The 17,950-nt window shown below is 70.4% G+C and carries 19 protein-coding genes; 11 read left to right on the forward strand and 8 right to left on the reverse strand.

Going from position 1 to position 17,950, the window contains the following annotated elements; all coding sequences use genetic code 11:
• Window positions 1–112 precede the first annotated feature (112 nt).
• Window positions 113–940: an aminoglycoside phosphotransferase family protein gene (locus SK854_RS38580; protein WP_319980092.1), complete on the forward strand. Its 828-nt coding sequence runs from the start codon at window positions 113–115 to the stop codon at window positions 938–940.
• 4 nt (window positions 941–944) lie between these two features.
• Here SK854_RS38580 and SK854_RS38585 read toward each other — a convergent pair whose 3' ends face one another.
• The gene (locus SK854_RS38585) at window positions 945–1,502 is read right to left on the reverse strand and encodes a TetR/AcrR family transcriptional regulator (RefSeq protein WP_319980370.1); all 558 of its coding nucleotides are present in this window, start codon (window positions 1,500–1,502) and stop codon (window positions 945–947) included.
• 112 nt (window positions 1,503–1,614) lie between these two features.
• Here SK854_RS38585 and SK854_RS38590 point away from each other — a divergent pair, with 112 nt between their 5' ends.
• A complete protein-coding gene (locus SK854_RS38590; protein ID WP_319980093.1) occupies window positions 1,615–2,166 on the forward strand; it encodes a hypothetical protein in 552 nt (183 codons plus the stop codon).
• 52 nt (window positions 2,167–2,218) lie between these two features.
• On the opposite strand, the gene SK854_RS38595 is transcribed toward SK854_RS38590, so the two are convergent.
• The 4 genes from SK854_RS38595 to SK854_RS38610 are packed head-to-tail and all read right to left on the reverse strand — an operon-like array spanning window position 2,219 to window position 5,238.
• Window positions 2,219–2,956, reverse strand: a complete 738-nt coding sequence (locus SK854_RS38595; RefSeq protein WP_319980094.1) for a zinc ribbon domain-containing protein — start codon at window positions 2,954–2,956, stop codon at window positions 2,219–2,221.
• Window positions 2,953–4,002, reverse strand: a complete 1,050-nt coding sequence (locus SK854_RS38600) for a Nif3-like dinuclear metal center hexameric protein (RefSeq protein WP_319980095.1) — start codon at window positions 4,000–4,002, stop codon at window positions 2,953–2,955. Before SK854_RS38600 ends, SK854_RS38595 begins: the two co-directional genes overlap by 4 nt.
• Window positions 3,999–4,994, reverse strand: a complete 996-nt coding sequence (gene cobC, locus SK854_RS38605) for an Rv2231c family pyridoxal phosphate-dependent protein CobC (RefSeq protein WP_319980096.1) — start codon at window positions 4,992–4,994, stop codon at window positions 3,999–4,001. The genes SK854_RS38600 and cobC overlap by 4 nt, the downstream gene beginning before the upstream one ends.
• Before the next feature lie 37 nt (window positions 4,995–5,031).
• Window positions 5,032–5,238 carry a hypothetical protein gene (locus SK854_RS38610; protein ID WP_030472678.1) on the reverse strand — a complete coding sequence of 69 codons (207 nt, stop codon included), beginning with the start codon at window positions 5,236–5,238 and terminating at the stop codon, window positions 5,032–5,034.
• Between the two features lie 84 nt (window positions 5,239–5,322).
• Here SK854_RS38610 and SK854_RS38615 point away from each other — a divergent pair, with 84 nt between their 5' ends.
• The 6 genes from SK854_RS38615 to SK854_RS38640 are packed head-to-tail and all read left to right on the forward strand — an operon-like array spanning window position 5,323 to window position 8,943.
• Window positions 5,323–5,775, forward strand: coding sequence for a low molecular weight protein-tyrosine-phosphatase (locus SK854_RS38615; protein WP_319980097.1), 453 nt, complete (start codon window positions 5,323–5,325; stop codon window positions 5,773–5,775).
• Window positions 5,754–6,485 carry a fructosamine kinase family protein gene (locus tag SK854_RS38620; protein WP_319980098.1) on the forward strand — a complete coding sequence of 244 codons (732 nt, stop codon included), beginning with the start codon at window positions 5,754–5,756 and terminating at the stop codon, window positions 6,483–6,485. Before SK854_RS38615 ends, SK854_RS38620 begins: the two co-directional genes overlap by 22 nt.
• A 4-nt stretch (window positions 6,486–6,489) precedes the next feature.
• Entirely contained in the window at window positions 6,490–7,032 is a 543-nt protein-coding gene (locus SK854_RS38625; protein WP_319980099.1) for a DUF1349 domain-containing protein, read from the forward strand.
• Window positions 7,033–7,089: 57 nt separating this feature from the next.
• A complete protein-coding gene (locus SK854_RS38630) occupies window positions 7,090–7,548 on the forward strand; it encodes a helix-turn-helix domain-containing protein (protein ID WP_319980100.1) in 459 nt (152 codons plus the stop codon).
• Entirely contained in the window at window positions 7,549–8,103 is a 555-nt protein-coding gene (locus SK854_RS38635; protein ID WP_319980101.1) for a PIN domain-containing protein, read from the forward strand. It begins immediately after the preceding gene.
• A 21-nt stretch (window positions 8,104–8,124) separates the two neighbouring features.
• Entirely contained in the window at window positions 8,125–8,943 is an 819-nt protein-coding gene (locus SK854_RS38640; protein ID WP_319980102.1) for an SURF1 family cytochrome oxidase biogenesis protein, read from the forward strand.
• Here the strand turns inward: SK854_RS38640 and SK854_RS38645 are convergent.
• Window positions 8,851–9,783: a cobalamin biosynthesis protein gene (locus SK854_RS38645; RefSeq protein WP_319980103.1), complete on the reverse strand. Its 933-nt coding sequence runs from the start codon at window positions 9,781–9,783 to the stop codon at window positions 8,851–8,853. The two genes, SK854_RS38640 and SK854_RS38645, sit on opposite strands and share 93 nt — an antisense overlap.
• A gap of 72 nt (window positions 9,784–9,855) precedes the next feature.
• On the opposite strand from SK854_RS38645, the gene SK854_RS38650 reads away from it, so the two are divergent.
• Genes SK854_RS38650 through SK854_RS38660 form a run of 3 tightly spaced genes read left to right on the forward strand, consistent with a single transcriptional unit; the run spans window position 9,856 to window position 16,546 of the window.
• The gene (locus SK854_RS38650) at window positions 9,856–11,328 is read left to right on the forward strand and encodes a DUF2397 domain-containing protein (protein ID WP_319980104.1); all 1,473 of its coding nucleotides are present in this window, start codon (window positions 9,856–9,858) and stop codon (window positions 11,326–11,328) included.
• A complete protein-coding gene (locus SK854_RS38655) occupies window positions 11,325–12,521 on the forward strand; it encodes a TIGR02678 family protein (RefSeq protein WP_319980105.1) in 1,197 nt (398 codons plus the stop codon). The genes SK854_RS38650 and SK854_RS38655 overlap by 4 nt, the downstream gene beginning before the upstream one ends.
• Entirely contained in the window at window positions 12,518–16,546 is a 4,029-nt protein-coding gene (locus tag SK854_RS38660; protein ID WP_319980106.1) for a TIGR02680 family protein, read from the forward strand. Before SK854_RS38655 ends, SK854_RS38660 begins: the two co-directional genes overlap by 4 nt.
• Here the strand turns inward: SK854_RS38660 and SK854_RS38665 are convergent.
• Window positions 16,543–17,283 (reverse strand): maleylpyruvate isomerase family mycothiol-dependent enzyme, encoded by a 741-nt coding sequence (locus SK854_RS38665; protein ID WP_319980107.1) that lies wholly within the window; start codon window positions 17,281–17,283, stop codon window positions 16,543–16,545. The genes SK854_RS38660 and SK854_RS38665 overlap by 4 nt on opposite strands.
• The gene (locus tag SK854_RS38670) at window positions 17,280–17,897 is read right to left on the reverse strand and encodes a TetR/AcrR family transcriptional regulator (RefSeq protein WP_319980108.1); all 618 of its coding nucleotides are present in this window, start codon (window positions 17,895–17,897) and stop codon (window positions 17,280–17,282) included. Before SK854_RS38670 ends, SK854_RS38665 begins: the two co-directional genes overlap by 4 nt.
• Window positions 17,898–17,950 lie beyond the last annotated feature (53 nt).

The following is a 17,950-nucleotide window of genomic DNA, read 5'->3' on the forward strand; positions in this document are numbered from 1 at the left end:
GGCACCGGCGCTCGCCGCAGACGACCCGAATCACCGGGCCGAAATACCGGAACTCGGACGGTCAGATAACGGACACGCATGGTGATCGGCGGTCAGGTTGTAGGTTCCCGGCATGATCAAGGCCGCACCGGACCTGCTGGAGATCGCCTCCGCGCTGCTGCCCGGCGCGCGACTGGACGACGCCTTCGTCGCGGCCGACGGCAACGTCCACGACGTGCTGCTGGTCCCCGGCGTCGCCGCCGTGCGAGTCAGCACGCGGCCGCTGGGCGCCGCGTCGATGCCCCGCCGGGTGGAGGTGTTGCGGCAACTGGCTTCCGCCGGGTTGCCGTTCCAGGTGCCGCACCCGCTCACGCCCGTGACCACGTTCGGCGATCGGGCCGCTGTCGCCGTGTCGTGGATCGACGGTGCCGCTCTGCCCGAAGGCGCCGGAGATCCGGCGCAGGTGGCCGAAGTCCTGGAAGCCGTGCGCTCCGTGCCGCTCGGCGACTCGCTGATGGCGGTCCTGGACGACCGGGCGCAGGGTCCGTCGTGGTCGACGATCATCGTCGAGGAGATCATTCCCCGGCTGCCCGCTCGCTGGCGGTCAGAGGGATTGCGGCGGCTGGAGTCCGTTCTGGCGCTGGAACCGGTGCCCGACGCCCTGGTGCACGGCGATCTGAGCGGTTCCAACGTGCACTGGTCCGCGGACGGGAAGCTGCTCGGCGTGCTCGACTGGGACATGGCCATGCCCGCCGATCCCGCCATCGACGCCGCCCAGATGGCCTGGCACGGCTGGGACACCGTTCGTCGCGCCGTCTCCGAGACCACCTACCGCCGTGCCCGCACCTGGGACGCGCTGTTCGGTATCGGTCACCTGGTCGCCACCATGAACGGCCGTCCCATGACCAGCCCCGACGGCTTCGTCGCCGCGATCGTTCCCTGGCTGGAGAGGCAGGCCTGAGCGCCTAGGACGTGCGCGCTCGGAGGATGCCCTCGACCGCTTCGCAGAAGGTGTCTCCGATCGGGCCCGGATCCGAGAGGCAACCGGCCGCCATCGCGCCGTCGCGCAACATGACGAAGTGCCGGCCGTCGAGTTCCGCGGGAGCGTTGCCGACGCGTGCGAGTAGGCCCGTGACGGTGTCGAGGAACCATTGGCGGTGTGCCTGCACTGCCTTGTGAACGGGGTGCGCGGGGTCGGCGTACTCCGCCACGGCGTTGAGGAACGCGCAGCCGCGGAAGCCCTCGATCTGGATGTGCCCGGCGATCCCCTTCGCGACGGCGCGCACGGCGTCCGCGTCGTTCGTGGCCGCGGCGACGCCTGCCTCGACGTTCTGGCGGGTCGCCCTGTCCGCCTCGGCCAGGTAGGCGAGGACCAGGTCCTCCTTGCCCGCGAAGTGGCGGTACATGGTCGCGCGGGTCACCTTCGCCTCGGCGAGGATGCGGTCGACTCCGACGGAGTGCAGTCCCTCCCCGTAGAACAGCCGGCTGGCCGTTCCCAGCAGGCGGTTCCTGGCGTCGGACACGGTGCGGGTCACCTTTCGACGGTAGCAGAGAGAACGTTCGGTCTTGACAGCGTCGGCGAGTGCTGACAGCCTCGAAATAGAAAGAACGTTCTCCCTACCTCAAGGACACCTCGTGAGCATCGACGCAGCCTCACCCACGACTCTCGCCCCCGCCCTCCGCACGCTCTACCTCGTCCGTTTCGGCTTCGCGATCGTGTGGGCGGTGCTGCTGTTCCTCACCGGGGCCGAGATCGGGCCGGTCAGCGGCACGTTGCTGGTGCTCTACCCGCTGTTCGACGTGGCAGCGATCGTCGTCGACAGCCGCGCGGCACGGGGCGGTCGGGCCTCGGCTGCCCTCTACGCCAACATCGCCGTCAGCACGCTCGCGGCAGCCGGTCTGGCGTTCGCCGTGACGTCCGGGATTCCGGCCGTGTTGCAGGTGTGGGGTGTCTGGGCCGTCGTGTCCGGCGTGGCGCAGCTGGCCGCCGGTCTCGTGCGCAGGAGCCTCGGCGGTCAGTGGCCGATGATCATCAGCGGTGCCATCTCCACGCTCGCGGGCACGTCGTTCTTCCTGCAGGCGAGCGGTGACAACGCGACGCTGACCAACCTCGCGGGTTACGCGGCGATCGGCGGCGTGTTCTTCCTCGTCTCAGCGCTGCGTCTGCGTCGCGCGCGGGGCGAATGACGAGAAAAGGGGACCGCCCGCCGGGCAGTCCCCTCGTCGGCTTCGGATCCGGCTACAGACCTGATTCCGTGGTGCGGACCAGGATCGCGCCGCACTCCTCACACCGCACGACCTCGTCGGCCGCGGCTTCCTTGAGCTTCGACACCGCGCTGCGGTCCAGTTCGATCCGGCACGCGCCGCAGCGGCGGGACTGGATCAGGGCCGCGCCGATGCCGCGCTGCTCGCGCTGGCGGTCGTAGGCCTTGAGCAGGTCGTCCGGGAAACCCTTCGCCATCACCGAACGGTCGGCGGTGCGGCGGGTCTCGGTCGCCTCCAGGTCGGCGAGGGCCTCGTCACGACGGTGGCTCGCGTCTTCCAGGGCGGTGCGGGCCTTGTCGAGCTCCACGCGCGCGAAGGACGCGTCGGCGTCGACGGCTTCGCGGCGTTCCATCAGTTCCAGCAGGTCGTCTTCGAGGACGCCCTGGCGGCGCTGGATGGTGGCGAGTTCGTGTTCCAGTTCGGTGAGCTGCTTGGCCCCGACCGAACCTGACTGCATCAGCTTGCGGTCGCGCTCGCCGCGGGCGCGGACCTGCTCGATCTCGGTCTCCTGGCGCTTCACGTCGCGGTCGAGGTCGGTGAGCGTCGTCTCCACGGCCACCAGTGCGTCCTGCTTCGTCCGCACCTGCTGCTCGACCTCGTTGATCTCCGCGATTACGGGCAGCGTGCGGCGACGGTGGGTGACACGCGCCAGTTCGGCGTCGACCTCGGCCAGGTCGAGCAGCCTGCGCTGCACTGCGGGATCGGCTTTCACGCATGTCCTCCTGCTGCTGTGCTCGTCGCACCGACGGTCCACGGATCGGTCCGGCGAGTGGAGACGAGTACGTCGACCCTACCGCCGAAGGCCTCCCGCAGGATCTCCGCCGCCTGCTCGCACCACGGCCACTCGCTGGCCCAGTGCGCGACGTCGACCAACGCGGGGCCGCCGGACTCGATGTGCTCCGAAGCCGGGTGGTGCCTGAGGTCGGCCGTGACGTAGGCGTCGACGCCGGCGCGCTTCACCGCGTTCAGGAAGCTGTCGCCCGCACCGCCGCACACCGCGACCCGTTTGATCAGGCGTTCCGGGTCTCCCGCCGCCCGCACGCCCTGCACGGTGACGGGCAGCGCGTCGGCCACCCGCTGGGCGAACGCCCTGAGCGGCTCGGGTTCCGCGAGCTCACCGATGCGGCCCGAACCGGTGTCGCCCGGCAGACCGACGGTCTCCTGCAACGTGAAGCTCGGTTCCTCGCAGGCGTCGCGGAGTGCGCTGATGACCGCGTTGCGGCGTGCGCGTGGCACGACGACCTCGATGCGCGTCTCCTCGTGCCCGGTCAGCTCGCCGGCCGCGCTCGCGCCCGCCTCGGTCAGCGCCTTGAGCACCTGCTCCGCGTCCGCGGCCGGTACGTACGTGGCCAGCACGTCCTTCGGGGCGTGCGGGGTGGCGTCGAGCGGGCCGGTGACGGTGAGCCCGATGGCCTTCGCGAGCGCGTCCGAGACGCCCGGAAGCGCGTTGTCGGCGTTGGTGTGCGCGCAATACAAGGCGGCGCCGTTCCGGATCAGCTTGTGCACCAACGCACCCTTGGGGTCGTCGGCCGGAACCCCGTTGACGCCCTTGAGGAGCAACGGGTGGTGCGCGAGCACGAGCTGCGCGCCGCGTTCGACCGCCTCGTCCACAGTGGACGACGTCGGGTCGACGCAGACGAGGACCCTCGTGACCTCCTCCTGCGGATCACCGCAGACCAGGCCGACCGCGTCCCACTTCTCGGCGGTCTTCGGCGGATACGCGGCCTCCAGGACCGCGATCACGTCGGCGAGCTTCACGCCTGTTCCTCCATCACTACCCGCAACGCGTCCACGAACACGGCGAACTCCTCCGGCGGCCGGATCGCCACGCGCAGGTACGTGTCATCCAGTCCAGGGAACGTGTCGCAGCGGCGTACCGCGATCCCCTTGTCCCGCAACGCTTGCCGCGTGCCCCTCGGCGCCCTGATCAGCAGGAACGGACCTTTCGGCGCAACGACGACGAGGTCTTGGAGCTGCTCCAACGCGTAGGCCGCATGGCGTTCGGCCTCCTTCGCGAAGCCCGAGGACTGTTCGAGCGCTTCCGGCTCGCAGCACGCCGTGATCGCCTCCAGCGTGAGACTGCCCACGGGCCAGTGCGGGCGGCCGTGCGCGAGCCGCGCGAGGGTCTCCGGGTCGCCGAGGAAGTAGCCGGCGCGCAGGCCGGCGAGGCCCCAGGTCTTGGTGAGACTGCGCAGAACCAGCACGTCGGGGTCGTGCGCGAGCGACTCGGGCTCACCGGGAACGGCGTCCATGAACGCCTCGTCGACGACCAGCCTGCCGGGCAACGCCTTGAGCCTGGCGGCCTCGTGCAGCACCGACGTCGGGTTCGTGGGGTTGCCGATGACGGTCAGGTCGGCGTCCGACCGCACGTCACGCAGCTGGAAGTCGCCGTCGAGCAGCACGTGTTCGACCGGAATTCCGGCATCGCGAAAAGCCACCTCGGGCTCGGTGAACCCGGGGTGGACGATCGCGGCACGGCGCGGCGCGAGCTTCGGCAGCAGCGCGAAGCCCTCCGCGGCACCGTTGAGCAGCAGAACCTCGTCCGGTGAGCGCCCGTGACGGCGTGCGACGGCCTCACGAGCGCGTTCTTCAGCCGGTTTCGAGGGGTAACGCCCGAGTCCGTCGAGCGCCGCGGCCAGCCGTTCGCGCAGCCAATCGGGCGGGTGCGGCACCCGCACGTTGACGGCGAAGTCGGCGAGACCTGGCGCGGCGTCGACGTCACCGTGGTGGCGCAGATCTGAGCTGGTCATCGCCGGAAATTCTAGGCGACGGGCTCAGGTGCCCGCGTCACTGCATGTAGCGGCGGAGCTCGGTGAGGTGGCTGATCAGCTCGTCCAGCTGGAAGGCGTCGAGCTGCGCGGACTCACCGGGCGGGGTGCGGAAGCAGACGCGACCCTTCTCGTTGAGGTACACCTCGAACGCACGACGGCGCCCGAGGGCGTCGGTACACCCGATGATCTCCCGTTGCGGGGGCACGTCGGTACCTGTCTGCATGGGCGGCCTCCATGTCGTTTGTCCATACATCTTGCGACAGCGGTTGAGCGTTACCGTGCGGCGGCACCACTTAGGCTGCGTTCCATGCACGTCTCGTTCGTCTGCACCGGCAACATCTGCCGGTCCCCCGTGGCAGCGCTCGTGTTCCGAGAATGGCTGTCCCGGGAAGGATTGTCCTCCGAGGTCCGGGTGTCCAGTGCCGGAACCGGCGGATGGCACGTCGGCGACCCCGCCGACCCTCGCGCACTGAAGACGTTGGCGGACAACGGATATCCCACCGACCACGTCGCCGCCCAGGTCGGTCCCGACCACCTGGACGCGGATCTGCTGGTGGCGCTCGACGCCGGGCACGCCCGCGCGTTGCGCCGGATGGCCGATCCCGATCGCGTGCGGCTGCTCCGTTCGTTCGATCCGGACGCCGACGGCGCGGACGTGCCGGATCCGTACTACGGCGACGCTTCCGGGTTCGACGAGGTGCTGGTCATGACCGAGGCGGCGATGCCGGGATTGATCGCGTGGGTTCGCGAGCGGCTCTGAGGACGAAGCACCAGTCGCCTCAGGCGACCGCTGCCGGGGCGGCCGGTCTGCGGTGGCTGCGCGTCGACGGCGGCCCGCCGATCCCGTTCGTGCACAGCGCCGAGGACGGCACGCTGGTGATCGACGAGATCCCGGCCGGCGAGCCGAATCTTCAGGCGGCCGTGACCTTCGGACGCCGTCTGGCCGCCCTGCACCTCGCGGGAGCCGAGGCCTTCGGCTCCGCACCGCCCGGCGGCCCGCGCGAGGCCACGATCGGCATGGCGCCGATGGTCAACGAGCCCGCGCCGCAGTGGCCGTCGTGGTTCGCGTCACAACGCATCGAGCCGTACGCGCGGCAAGCGGGCATCGACGTGAGTGAGGTGTGCGCGCGGATCAGCGAGATCGCCGGTCCGCCGGAACCTCCCGCACGGCTGCACGGCGACCTGTGGAGCGGCAACGTGCTGTGGGGCGCCGACGGCCAGGTGTGGCTGATCGACCCCGCGGCCCACGGCGGTCATCGGGAGAGCGATCTCGCGATGCTCCGGCTCTTCGGCTGCCCGTTCCTCGACCACGTGCTGGGCGCCTATCAGGAGGTGGCGCCGCTGGCCGACGGCTGGCAGGCGCGAGTGCCGTTGCACCAGCTGTTCCCGCTGCTCGTGCACGCCGTGCTGTTCGGCGGCGGCTACCGGTCCGAAGCCGTGGCCGCGATGCGAGCGGTTTTGCGAGGATGAGGTCATGGACCTCACCGGCTGGACGTGGCTGAACGAACCGCGGAAGTGGTCGACCGACCCTCTCACCGTGCACGCCGACCCGAGCAGCGACTTCTGGCGCCTCACCGGCAACGGCGTCGTCCGAGACAACGGCCACCTCTACGGCGTGAGCCTGACCGGCGACTTCACCATCACGGCGACGTTCACCGGCGAGTACGTGGCGCAGTACGACCACGCCGGCGTCGGGCTGCTGATCGACGGCGAGAACTGGATCAAGGCCGGGGTCGAGGTGTTCGACGGCAAGCGGCAGGCCAGCACGGTGGTCACGCGTGGTTTCTCGGACTGGAACCTGGCGCTCACCGAGCCGTTCGAGCGCTTCACCATCAGCGCCGAACGCAAGGGTGACGCGGTGTGGGTCCGGTACGGAACCGACGGCCGGGAGCCGGCGAACGTGCTGCGCAAGGCCTACTTCCCGCCCGGCGAGGAAGCCAAGGTCGGGATCATGGCGGCGAGTCCTGAGGGAGAGGGGTTCGTGACCCAGTTCCACGAGGTCCAGCTCACCCGATAGGGCGTTGCGATTGCTTCGAATACTGCGGATACTGCGGATAGCGGAAGGAGGAAGGCGATGGGTTCCGCAGCGTTGCGAGCTGTCCAGCCTGACGATCGTGCCGTCGTCAGGGCCGGCGCCGCGTTGACGAGAGTGAAGGAATACCTGCACGACCACGAGGACGACGAGGCTGACGTCCGCATCAGGGTCGAGGAGAACGACGACGTACTGGTGCTGCCGCGCGCGGCCGTCGAGCTCTTCGCCCAGATCCTCGCCTACATGGCCGCGGGTCATGGCGTGTCGGTCGTGCCCGCTGACGCCGAGCTGACCACGCAACAAGCCGCAGACTTGTTGAACGTGTCACGTCCGTACCTGATCGGTCTGCTGGAAGCCGGCGAGATCGAATACCGCAAGGTCGGCAAACACCGCCGCATCAAGGCTGTGTCGCTGGTGGACTACATGCGCAACGACGACCAACGGCGGCGGCGAGCGGCTGACGAGTTGTCGGCGCTCACGCAAGAGATGGGCATGGCCTGAGTGAGTTTCGTCGTCCTCTACGACGCCAACGTCCTCTACCCGAGCACTCTGCGAGACCTGCTGATCCGGATCGCGGCGGCAGGTCTCGTGCAGGCCAAGTGGACTGAGCAGATCCTCGACGAGGTGTTCCGCAACATCCGGAAGAACCGGCCGGACCTCTCCGAGGAGCAGCTCCTGCGGACCCGGTCGCTGATGCTCACGGCTGTCCGGGACTGTCTGGTCACCGGCCACGAGCCGCTGATCCCCTCAGTGGACCTGCCGGACCCGGACGACCGCCACGTGCTCGCGGCGGCGATCAGGGCTCGCGCGCAGGTGATCGTCACCAACAACTTGAAGGACTTTCCCACCCAGGCCCTGCGCCAATGGGACATCGGCCCCAAGGACGCGGACGACTTCGTCGGCGACCAGATCGGGCTCGACGCCAAGGTCGTCTGGAGCTGCGTCCAGCAGATCGCGAACTCTTGGCGCAATCCTCCCGGCACGATCGGAGACGTCCTCGTCTCGCTCGAACGCTGTGGGTTGGTGCAGTCAGTGGCCGCGCTCAGGGCGCTCTGAACAGTCATCTACCGTGAGGACGTGCGGTTCAAGTTCCTCCTCAAGCCGGGCTGGCTGGCGCTGACCCTGGCCGTCTGGGTGTTCGCGGGTGCCTGCGTCTACTTCCTGTCGCCGTGGCAGTTCGGCCGCAACGACGAGCGGCAGCAGCAGAACTCCGCCATCACCAAGTCGTTGAAGAGCGATCCCGCTCAGTTCGGCGCTCAGCACGACGAGTGGCAGAAGGTCGAGATCAAGGGCCGCTACCTGCCGGAGCTGGAAGCCCTCGCGCGGCTGCGGACCGTGCAGGGTGAGGCGGCGTTCGAGGTCATCACGCCGTTCGAGACCACCACGGGCCACCGGATCCTGATCGACCGCGGGTACGTGCGGCCGGTCAACGGCATCAAGCCACCGGACTTCGCCGCGCCGCCGACGGGTGAGGTCACGCTCATCGGGCTCGCGCGGCCCAACGAGTCGAACGCCCAGGCCGCGTTCCAGCAGGACGGGCGCCGGCAGATCTACTCGATCAACAACACCGCGATCGGCGAGAACATCGAGCCCGGCTACTACCAGCTGATCGAGAAGCAGCCTGGTGCGCTGGACACGTTGCCGTTGCCCCGGCTGGAGTCCGGGCCGTTCTTCTCCTACGCGCTGCAGTGGATCGCGTTCGGGGTCATGGCGGTCGGTGGCTGGCTGTACTTCACGATTCGCGAGGCACGGCCGGGTGGCGTGCTCTACGAGGGCAAGAAGAAAAAGAAGTCGATCGCCGAGCTACTTGCGGAAGAGGGCGACGAAGGCGCTGACGAGGCCCGCGCCGAAGCCGACGACGCGGGACAGCTCCACGGCACGCGTCACGTGACCTGAGTCCGGGTTGCGGCCGTGACCGAGCACCGGGCGCTCTTCGACGCCGTGCGAGTAGACGGTGCGGCCGCCGAGGCGGATCTCCAGGGCGCCGGCGAACGCCGCTTCGACCTGGCCCGCGTTGGGCGACGGGTGCGCTGACGCGTCCCGGCGCCAGGTCTCCAGGGCCTGCGAGGCCGAGCCGCCGACGACCGGGGCGCCGCCGACCGTCAAAAGAGCCGCCAGACGTGAGGGCAGCAGGTTCAGCAGGTCGTCCAGGCGGGCCGAGGCCCAGCCGAACCGCAGATACCGCGGCGACTTGTGGCCGACCATCGCGTCCAGCGTGTTCGCGGCGCGGTAGCCCAGCAGGCCGGGGACCCCGTAGACCGCGCCCCAGAACAGCGGGGCGACGACGGCGTCCGAGGTGTTCTCGGCCACGGACTCCACGGTCGCGCGCGCCAGGCCCGTGGTGTCCAGGCGGGCGGCGTCGCGGCCGCACAAACTCGGCAACCGCGAACGTGCGGCCTCAAGATCGCCGTCGGCCAGTTCGCGGCCCATCGACGTGCCCTCGGTGGCCAGGGAGTTGCCGCCCAGCACCACCCAGGTCGCCGCGCCCGTCGCCAGCGCCTGCGTCAGCCAGTGGCGGCGTGCGAGCCGCTCCACGGCGACACCGGCGGCCACGGTCCCGCCGACCAGCACGGCCGTGTACGCCGCACCGGCGGCCTGCGAGTCCGCGTAAAGACGCTTTTCGAGGGCCGCGGCCGACGAACCGAATGCCGCTACCGGGTGAAATCGGCGGGGATCACCGAACACCGCGTCCGCCGCCACGCCCAGCAACAACCCCAACGCGCGACCCGCACCCACGGCAGCCTCCCCAGCTCGTCGAAGGCACCGTAGCGCCGCAGCACACCCGCACGCGCATTAGGGTGGCCGGTCGTGGAGCACAAGCGGCTGAAGCTGTACGCCTATCTGGACGCGCGCGATCACCAGCGCACGTACCTGGCGATCATGCGGCTGTTCACCTCCACGCTGCTGGCGGATCTCAGCGCGGGCGAGGTCGCGGGCGCGCTGGCCGGGCAGGAGCGCGAGGGCAGGGTCGAGCAGGGCGAGAGCCGCATCGAGAACGTCATCAACCGCCTCAAGCAGCTGGTCGAGTGGGGCAACCTGGTCCAGGGCCGGCGTGAGGTCGTCGCGGCCAGCATCGCCGAGTTCCAGCACGGCAGCGTCCGCTACCAGGTCTCCAAGCTCGCCGTCCGCGTCCAGCGCGACGTCGACGAGCTGCTGCGGGTCCCGGAAGGCGCCCGCGAGGTCTCCCGCGAGCTGCTCCCCGCCATCGAACGCGGCCTCAACGAGCTGGGCGGATCGCTCAGCGTGGCCCTGCTCAACGAGGGCGACAAGACCAAGGAACTGCTGGCCGAACGCGTCACCACGCTGTTCCTGCAGCACGCCGAGCTCGCGGCGACGGTCCGCGACTTCTACGCCTACCTCGGCCAGGTCGTCACCAGGAACCACCTCGCGCCCGAGGAGATCGCCGGCTTCCGGAACCTGCTGGTCGAGTACATCCAGCGGGTCGTCGAGGACGTCCTGAAGTACACGCCCCCGATCGCGGAGGCCCTGGCCGGCTTCACGAAAGCCCGCACCGAGCTCCTGCGGCTCCTCGGCACCGACCTCGGCCACAACGTCGAACGCGCCCGCGGCCGCACGCCGGAGGACTGGCAGGAGCTGACGGACTGGTTCGTCGACCGTCCAGGCCGCCCGAGCCAGGTCACGGCGCTGCGAGAGGCCACGGCCCGCGCGATCGGCAGCCTCCTGGCCAGCGTGAAGCGCGCGACGTCCGGTGGCGGCCTCCTCCCCGGACGCCGCGCGGAGCTGTTGAAACTCGCGAGCTGGTTCGACAACTCGACCCGCGAAGAAGCGCACGAGATCTACGCGTCCGCCTTCGGCCTCTACAGCGCCCGGCACCTCTCCCCCGCGCCCGAACACGACTCGGACAACGAACGCACGCCGTGGCGCGACGGGCCGGTCTGCGACGTCACCGTGAGCGTCAGAACCCGAGGCGACCGGGGCGGGCGCGGCAGGCCGTCCAGGATCCTCGACGACCCGATGACCGAGCAGTCGCTGCTGGCGGAGGCCCGGGAGGCGGACGAGATCCGCGCGAGGCACGTCGCGGAACTGACCAAGGCCGCCGGAAACCTGGAGAACTCCACGCTCACGCACGGCGCGTTGGAGGTCTTCTGCGAGCTGCTGACGCTCGCGATGGCCCAGCGCGACTCCCCGCACGACAGCGGATCGGCCAGCGACCCCGTGCGCGGCCTCAAACTCGAGATCGCCCACGGCACGACGACTCAGATCAAGTCGGCCGCCGGGACGCTAACCCTGCACGACGCGACGGTGGCACTGAAGCAATGAACCACTTGGACAACCTCTCCGACATCGACGCCGCCAACGTGGTGCGGTGCGCGCGCACGTTGCTGCGCAGGCCTTTGCTGCGCTCCGACGGGCCGGACGGCGAGCTGCTCAGCCTCGTCTACCGGCACCGGGCGACGCTCCAGGACCTGTTCGCGGGCCTGCTCGGCTACCGGCTGGTCGTGGAACGCCGTTTCGCGCGCCTCTACAAGTCGGGCCCCGGCAACGACGACACGCGCGGCGTGCTCAGCATGTCCCCGCGCGGCTACGCCTACCTGGCCCTCACGCTCGCGGTCCTCACCGGCATCGGCCGGCAGACGCTGCTGAGCAGGCTCGTCGCCGACATCCGTTCCGCCGCGGTGGAAGCGGGCATCGACGCGCCGGACGACGTCACCGAACGGCGCGCGCTCACCGCGGCTCTGCGCCACCTCGTCTCCTTCGGCGTGCTGCACGAGACCGAGGGTTCGGTCGCGCAGGACGTGCTGCCCCAGGAAGCGTTGATCACGATCGACACCGACCTGCTGGGCCAGCTCGTGACGGGCCCGGTCGGCGAGGCCCAGAACCCCGCCCACCTCATCGAACTCGCGGCACGTCCCGGTCCGCGCGGCATCGAGCACGCGGTGCGGCGCAAGCTGGTCGAAACCCCGCTGGTGCTCTACGCGGACCTGCCGGACGAGCAGGCGGAGTGGCTGCGCCGCAACCAGCGCAAGGAAACGGCGTTGCTGGAGCAGGCTTTCGGCCTGCACACCGAGTGCAGGGTCGAGGGCGTGCTCGCCGCCGACCCCGAGGACTTCCTGACCGACCTGTCGTTCCCCGGAGTCTCGACGGTCGCCCGCATCACGTTGCTGGCGCTGCCCGACCTGCTGGACAGCGAGGACGAGGACGCGCCCGCACGGCACGTCGTCACCGTCGAACGGCTGCGCGAGGTCTGCGCCGGACTGGTCGAGGACTATCCCGCCGCGTGGTCGAAGCAGTTCACCGACGACCTCGACCGGCTGGTCGCCGAGGTGACGGAACTGTTGCGCCGCATGGGGTTGGCGGCACAACAGGACGATGGCACGTGGGCCGTCAGCGCGGCCGCGCACCGCTGGCTGCCGTCCCCGGACGGCGACCCGGAACGAGAACAACCGGAACAACCCGTCGTGGTGTCCGAAGTACCGAGCTGGTCCCTGTTCGACGAGGAGAACGTTTCATGAGCAGGTGGCGGCTGCACCGCGGCGGCGTGGTCAACATCTGGCAGTACACCGAGCAGACGTTCGACTTCTCCGGTGGCCGCGCGATCTTCCAGGGCACCAACGGTTCCGGCAAGTCCCGCACGCTGGAGCTGCTGCTCCCGCTGTGCCTGGACGGCGACCTGCGCCAGCTCGGCTCCAAGGGCTTCGACACCGTCAGCCTGCGGCGCCTGATGCTCGACGACTACGACGGCGGCCCGAACCGCATCGGCTACGCGTGGGTCGAGCTGATCCGCGACGCCGCCGACCACTCGGGCAACGAGTACCTGACGTGCGGACTCGGCGTGAAGGCGTCCAAGACCTCGCAGGCGATCACGGACTCGTGGCGCTTCGTCACGCCGATGCGCGTCGGCGCGGAACTGCAGCTCGCGGGCCCGGAACGCGTTCCGCACGGCCCGGCGCAGTTGCGGGATCTCATCGGCGCGGACTGCATGTTCGAGGAACCGGCGTTCCGCGCGAAGGTCGCCGAGACCGTCTACGGCGTTCCTGCGGCGCGTTACGGCGACCTGCTCCACCTCCAGCGGACGCTGCGCAACCCGGACGTCGGCCTGAAGGTGCTGGAGGGCCAGCTCGAGCAGATTCTGAGCGACGCGCTGCCGCCGCTGGACCAGGCGATGGTCGAGCAGCTCGCGACGTCGTTCGACGACCTGGAGTCGATCCGCGAGAACATCGTGCGACTGTCCTCTGCGGACAGTGCGCTCGGCACGTTCCTCAAGACCTACAGCGACTACGCGTTCGGCGGGCTGCGCAGCGCGTCCGAACGGCTGGAGGGCGCCGAGAAGTCGGTCGGGAAGCTCCGGCGCGAGCAGGCGAAGCTCACGCAGGAGCTCGACCTCACGCGGATGGAGCGCACGGCGTCCGAGCAGGCCCTGGTCGACATGGAGACCGGTGAGCAGCAGGCAGAGGAGACCATCGCGGCGCTGAAGGAACTGCCCGCGTTCCGCGACCTGCAGGACCTCAAGACGCGCGAGAACCTGGTGGCGCAGATGCGGTCCTCCGCCGTCGCCGCCCTCGAGACGGCGCACCGCCAGCGCGCCCAGGAGGACGCGTCCGTCGACAACGTGCTGCGGCTCCTGAAGCGCCTCGCGGAGGATCTCCAGGCCGCCGACGCGCTGAGCGACCCGTTGCGGGAGAACCTGCGCCTGGCCGGGATGGACTCGGACCTCGCGCCGGACGTGCCGCAGGTGCCTGCCGCCGAAGCCACCGTGACCACGGCCTCGGTGCGCGCCAAGCCGGATCCCGAGGCCGGTCCCCTGCCGATCGAACGCCGGGTTCCACCGGCCGCCGCGACCGAGGACGTGCTGGCCGCGCTCACGTCGGTGGTCGACCAGACCTCGGGCATCGCTTCCCTTGCCCGCCAACGGGGTGCGCTCGCGCTGGCGTTGCACGAGCAGGCGCTGGCCCTGGACGCGCAGCAGCGCGAGGTGGAGTCGTTGCGGCAGAAGGCCCGCGACGCGCAGCTCGGCGCGACCGAGTCGACCTCGTTGCGCAACCAGGAGATGCAGGAACTGGCCGAGGTCGTGCAGGCCTGGCTGGAGCAGGTCGAGGTGTGGACGTCGAGCGGCCCGCTGCGCGACGAACGCCCTGCCGAGGCGCTGAAGCTGCCGAGGACCGCCGATCCGGCCGCCGCGAAGGCGCTGAGCACGACCGCCCGCGAATGGGCAGGTCCGCTCGTGCAGACGGCTCGCGACGCCGCGCACGAGTTCACCCAGCAGCGCGCCGACCTGCGCGCTCGCCTCGACACGCTGGACGAGGAGCTCATCGGACTGCGGTCGGGCAACGAGCGCGTGCCGATGCCGGGCCAGTACACGTCGGCGGACCGCGATTCCGCTGTCGGCGCGCCCTTCTACCGGCTGGTCGACTTCGTGCCGTCGCTGACCGACGAGGAACGGGCTGGGCTGGAGGCCGCGCTGCAGGCGAGCGGCCTGCTGGACGCCTGGGTGACGCCGGCCGACGCCGAGCTGAACGACGTCCTGGCCGTGCCGAGGCCCGCCGCGGACGGCCGTTCTCTGACCGACTACCTCGTGCCGGCGGTCGAAGGCTCGCCGGTGCCCGAGACGTTCGTCGCGGACCTGCTCAAAGCGGTGTCGCTGGACGACATGACCACCACCGGTGACTGGCGCACGGGTGTGCTGACCGGCCGCTGGACCAAGCCGGAGGCCGAGTTCATCGGCGCGGGCGCGCGGGAAGCCGCCCGAGGCCGCCGAATCGTGGCCCTGGAAGAGGAACTCGCCGACCTGCGCGGCCGGCTCGGCACCGCCGAGGACGAACTGGCGCGCGCCCACGAGCACGTCGCCACCTGGGAGGCGCACCTCGCGGCGTTCCCCGCCGACGGTGAGCTGATCGCGAAGCACAGCCGCGTCCAGGCGGCCGAGGAGTCCGCGGCACGATCCCAGCAGCGCACGTTCGAACTGCGGGATGCCCTGGAGAACGCCAACTCCCGGCTCGAAGCGGCGCGCAGCGAACTCTCCCGGCAGGCGGGCGACGCCGACCTGTCGTCCGACACCGAGGCGCTCCGGCAGGCCCAGGCGGCTGCCGGTGAGGCCCAGCGGACCGCCGACCTGCTCGGCGACGCGGTGCGAAGGCGTTGCCAGGGAACGATCTCCGACCTCACCGACGCCTCGCACCGCTACCACGAGGCCGTCGCCGACCGGCAGACCGCGGAGGCCGACGCCGACAGCCGCTGCGTCGACTACGCGGCGCAGGCCGGGACCCTGGCCGAGCTGACCGACGCGGTCGGCGGCGAGGCCAAGGAGATCAGCGAGCAGCTCACGTCGCTGGAGAAGTCGCGCAAGAAGATGCGCGAGGACCTCAAGGGCGTGCGCGAGAGCATCACGACCGCGCGTGAGCAGGCCGCGAAGCTGGAAGCGTTGCTGGAGAGCAACTCCACGCAGGTCGCCGATGCCTCGGAAGCGCTGGAACGCGCCTCCGCGAACTTCCAGGCGACCGTCCGCGCCCCCGGTCTGCTGGCGGCGGCGTTCCCGGAGGCTCCGGAGGAGGCCCAGGTGCGCCAGGCCATCGCCGAGACGCCCGACCGCCGTGGCGGCACCGAGGCGACCGTGATCGCCAAGCTGCAGGCGTTGCAGACCGCGCTCGCCGGCAGCCACGACATCGCCGCCGAGCAGCACGCGGGCCTGCTGACCGTGACGGTGACCGGCGAGGAGGGCGCGAAGCCCGTGGCCGTCGCCGCCCGCCAGGTCACGACGAAGCTGGCCGAGCAGCGCGGGTTCCTGGACGAGCAGTACCAGGGGATCTTCGCCGACTACCTGATCCGCGACCTGGCCGAGTGGCTGCGCGGCCAGATCTCCGTAGCCGAGAGCCTCACCAAGCGCATGAACGAGGTGCTCGGCCAGGCCCGGTCCAGCCAGGGCGTGCACGTCAAGCTCGCCTGGAAGTCGTCCAGCGCCCTCGACGACTCGACGCGGCAAGCGCTTGCGCTCGTGCGGCTGCCGTTCGGCGAACGCACGCCCGAGCAGGACGCCACGCTGCGCCGCGTCTTCACCGAACGCATCGAGAACGAGCGGGACACGCACTCCGGCGGCTACGCCGAGATCCTGTCGCGCGCCCTCGACTACCGCACGTGGCACCAGTTCACGGTGACCGTCGCGGACACGGGCCCGGACGGCAATCCGCGCGAACGGCGGCTGCGCCAGCTCTCGTCCGGCGAGACCCGGCTGATCTCGTACGTAACGCTGTTCGCGGCCGCGGCGAGCTTCTACGACGCCGTCAGCGACGAGTTCGACCCGTTGCGCCTGGTCCTGCTGGACGAGGCCTTCGAACGCCTCGACGACCCGACCATCGCGCGCATGCTGGGCCTGCTGGTCGACCTCGACATGGACTGGGTGATCACCTGGCCGAGCGGCTGGGGCGTGTCGGACAAGATCCCGCGCATGCACATCTTCGACGTGCTGCGGCCCAAGAACGGCCGGGGCGTCGCGTGCACGCAGACCACGTGGGACGGCGCGGCGCTGGACCGGATCGACCCCTAGAAGGGCACTTCGGTGTCGAGCGGGGCGGTCCCGCGACCGGAGAGCGCGCGGCAGAACTCGACCGCGTCGAACTCCAGTTCCGGACCGCCCTCGCCCCAGGTACCGCCCGCGGGCCCGGTCAGGCGCAGCGTGACCGGGCGGCCCAGCCTCTCGTGCCACTCGCGGACCACGTCGTCGACCAGCACGCCGTCGTGCTCGGCCGTCAGCACCAGGGGCGCGCCCGTGGCCCGCGCGAGGTCGGTCCGGTGCATCCACGGGTCCCGGGTCATGATCACGTCGGACAGGAACCCGAGCGTCCACGTCTCCTCACGCGCGTTGACGACCTGCGCGGCCGGCATCTTCTGCCTGCGCACGAACCACGGCATGCGCCGCCGCGCCTTCACCGCTTTCGGGGCCACCTCGGCGTAGCGGGCGACGATGCCGGCGGGAGCCATGCCCGCCCGTTCGGTCACCTGGAGGTCCGTCAGCTCGTCGATGAACACCCCGCCGCGCGCCTGAGCCGCCTTGACCTGCCGCATGCTCTCGCGCATCGACGCCGACATCTCGGCCATCCCGAGCAGGTGCGCCGCCACCGCGCGGACGTCCCACGCGGGGCAGTCCGTGGGCTTGGCCCAGTCGTGCGGTGCGAGCCCTTCCAGCAGGGCGACGACCCGGTCGTACTCGGTGGCGGCGAGGCGCATCGCGGTGTCGCGGTCGAGCGCGGAGACGCGGGGTCTGGCGGTGAGTGCGGTGGTCATCGTGAGCTCCTCAGGGACGGTCCGGGCAGGCCGACTTCATCGGCGAACATGTCGATCACGCGGGGCAGCTGCCGCAGCCAGCGGTCCCCTCCTGGCTCGTTCGCGAGCTGCCGGTCGAGCAGGCCGCCGCACAGGGCCAGGAACAGGTCCACGTCGGCGCCGCCGGGGACACCGAGCCCTCGCAGGGTGTCCTGCAACAGGCCGATGACCTCGACCGACGGCGCGTAGGCGGACTCCGAGGGCGTGAAGCCGGGGATGGCGTGCTGGTTCAGCAGCTGGTAGCGGGCGGCGTCGGCCAGCGAGAACGCGAAGAAGTGCTCCGCGATCGCCAGCACCGCCTTCCGCGGCGGCTCGGGCAGCCGCGCGTGGTGCTCCCTCATCTCGGCGAGGTAGAGCGTCCAGGCCTGCCCGAACATCGCGTCGTAGATCGCGTTCTTCGAGTCGAAGTGCGAGTACAGCGACGGTGACCGCATCCCGATCATGCCCGCCACCTCCCGCAACGTGACAGCGGCCAGCCCGTCGCGCCGCGCGATCTCCCACGCGGCGTCGACGATCTCCCGCCGAGTTGCCTCACGCCGTTCGGCTTGCCTATCACGATTAGGCAGAACGCTCATGGTTAGGAAGAGTCCGCTCCTCACCCCTGGCTGTCAAGGCCCACCGGCTATGT

Source organism: Lentzea sokolovensis (genome assembly GCF_033949975.1).
GTDB classification, from domain to species: Bacteria; Actinomycetota; Actinomycetes; order Mycobacteriales; family Pseudonocardiaceae; genus Lentzea; species Lentzea sokolovensis.